At 48.7% G+C, this 2,510-nt stretch carries 2 protein-coding genes; one reads left to right on the top strand and one right to left on the bottom strand.

Translation table 11 applies throughout. From position 1 onward, the window contains the following. Positions 1–282: 282 nt before the first annotated feature. Positions 283–1,083 (bottom strand): hypothetical protein, encoded by an 801-nt coding sequence (locus tag S7335_RS25860; protein ID WP_006457419.1) that lies wholly within the window; start codon positions 1,081–1,083, stop codon positions 283–285. Between the two features lie 348 nt (positions 1,084–1,431). Here S7335_RS25860 and S7335_RS09215 point away from each other — a divergent pair, with 348 nt between their 5' ends. After that, positions 1,432–2,349 (top strand): TIGR04168 family protein, encoded by a 918-nt coding sequence (locus tag S7335_RS09215; RefSeq protein ID WP_006455168.1) that lies wholly within the window; start codon positions 1,432–1,434, stop codon positions 2,347–2,349. Positions 2,350–2,510: the final 161 nt, after the last annotated feature.

The following is a 2,510-nucleotide window of genomic DNA, read 5'->3' as shown; positions in this document are numbered from 1 at the left end:
TTTGGAAACGCCCTTTGAACAGGGGAGACGCTAGCAGTAGCAAACACAGACTTTCCTCTCTCGAAATATCGAAAATAATCAAGACTACCAATTAATGAGTTTTAATTATAGTCATATTTACCAAAACTGGCCAGATATCCTTCCCGAGAATGTACAGGAATCCTGAGGACTCAAGTTATCCATCGCAGAATAGTTGATTTCTACAACGATGGAAATCGTTCCAAACTGCTTGGTAATGCCTTCAGCTCGTCAGCCATTCAGCGCACCAGCCATATCGTTGAGCTACAAGAACCCGGAAAATTCAATTGCTTCTATCCAGCTATCGGCTGAAGCAGAAGCTAGCAGGTGCTCTTTGAATGTACTCTCGTTTCCGATAGTCTCTATAGCGGCGTGCAGGCCTGCTAGCGTTGACTGGCGACGACTTAATCCTAAAACGGCTAGCGGTTCGCCTGATGACGCATATGCAGATAGCAAGGCCTGTACTGCCGCCGTAAGATCAGCGCCCGCACCCAGTAGCTCAGAAAAGCGACTTTCTTCAGCCGCTCGCCAGATCACGTTGAATCCCACCGCTTCAGCCGCTTGTTTCAATACTGTCGGCTCTATTGCTTTAGGGGTCATAAATAGCTCACTAAATTCTCTTGCCTTTGCTTGGTGAGCTGCCTCTTCGCTTAAACCGACCAAACGCTGTAGCTGGGGGATGGTAAAGTCACCGAAGCCTTTTAGCGGATAAGAGATCATATTGGCAATCACTCTTAGCCCAGCTCTAGCTTGCACGTAAGGGCAGCCAAGCTGCATCACAAAGTAGGCACCGTCGCGATCGCCCAATGGCATTTCAAACGGGTTTTGATCGACGGGCGTAAAAATAGCGCTGCCACTTTCGACAATAAAAGGATCATTGATCTCTAGCGTTCGACGGATAAGCTCTAGCTGGAGGCGATCGCCGACCGAAAATAAGACGACCGATGAGCCAGTCGCTCGTAGCTGGGCTAGCACTGACTTCACTTTTGGAATGCTCTCTGGTATTTCTAACCACCCTTCACCTAAAGCTTCGTCCAAATCAGTCAGCACAACTCGCTTAGCCATAGCGCTCACACCAAACTTTCACAACATCTATTCATTAAAGCAGCCTAGTTAGTCCAACTGTTTCATAGACGTTTGAGATATGCTGAAGAAAGTGTTTATCATCCCTTTTACTGTTTTTTTACCAGATCGCTGCCAATAACTTTCTTGGATATTGCATGCTGAATGCATATTCATAGAGAAGGCTATGCCTACAGCAAATTACGAAGCGCTTAGCTTCATCTATCAAGGGTTGTAGCACTTGGTAACGGTGCTAGGCGAGTATAGATCATTCAAGCTAAATGCAGATCGTTATAGTGGCCAAACTGGCAGTACCAAACCGGTCTTCCCCCCCCCTGCAAAAGGTTCATTGTGTCTCACTCAATCGTCAAAATAGCCGTTATCGGAGACATCCACGATCTATGGGAGCTGGAAGACAACGCAGCTCTCGAGCATTTAGAGGTTGATCTAGCCCTTTTCGTCGGTGACTATGGGAACGAAGCTGTGGAAGTCGTTCGGCGCATTGCCGCTGTTGAGGTACCAAAAGCTGCTGTCATGGGCAATCACGATGCCTACTACTCAGCCAGCGCAAAAGGTGTACAAAATTGTCCTTACGATAGAGAAAAAGAAGACTGGGTGCAGCTTCAAATGGATTTGCTAGGGGAAGCTCATATTGGCTTTGGTAAGCGTGAGTTTCCCCAATTCGGGCTGACAGTGGTAGGCGGCAGACCCTTTAGTTGGGGAGGGTCAAAATGGCGCTATCGCAAGTTCTATCGCGATAGATTCGATATCAATAGCTTCGATGAGTCCCTCGATCTGATTCTGGCTGCCGCCGATGAAGCCGAACATAGCACGATTATTTTTGTTGGGCATGTAGGCCCCTATGGCCTAGGTGATCGCCCAGGAGATCCCTGCGGGAAGGACTGGGGTAAAAACGGTGGCGACTACGGTGATCCTGACTTTGCAGACGCGATCGCCCTGACTCAGGCAGCGGGAAAACAGGTGCCGCTTGTCACCTTTGGACACATGCACCACCAGCTCAAAAATTCAGACCAGCTTCGCACCAGAGTAGCCAGCGATACCAAAGGCACCATCTACTTTAATGCTGCCAACGTTCCTCGCATCGAAGCGACGTCTGGGGGCGAGCGGCGTAGCTTTTCTCTTGTCACGCTCAACCAAGGAACGGTTGAATCGATTAATCTCGTTTGGGTCGATTCGAGCTTTACCCAAGTTTCGCAAGAACAGCTCTATGCCAGAACCTCTACTGTGGTGAGCTCATCAGCAGAGTAGACGGATGAAAACAAACAAGCTAATATAGCCAAGCTCTTCGGTATGCAGTTAGGCGCAAACAACGACTACCAACGTATACTTAGAGGCGAGATGCGGTCTTCGGGATGTATCTCTAAAAGGCAAGCCTGGAGAGGTGGCAGAGTGGTCGAATGCGCTCGACT

The organism is Synechococcus sp. PCC 7335 (assembly GCF_000155595.1).
Lineage (GTDB): Bacteria > Cyanobacteriota > Cyanobacteriia > Phormidesmidales > Phormidesmidaceae > Phormidesmis.
The sequence above is the reverse complement of the archived record's forward strand: the minus strand, read 5'-3'. Positions and strand labels throughout refer to the sequence as shown.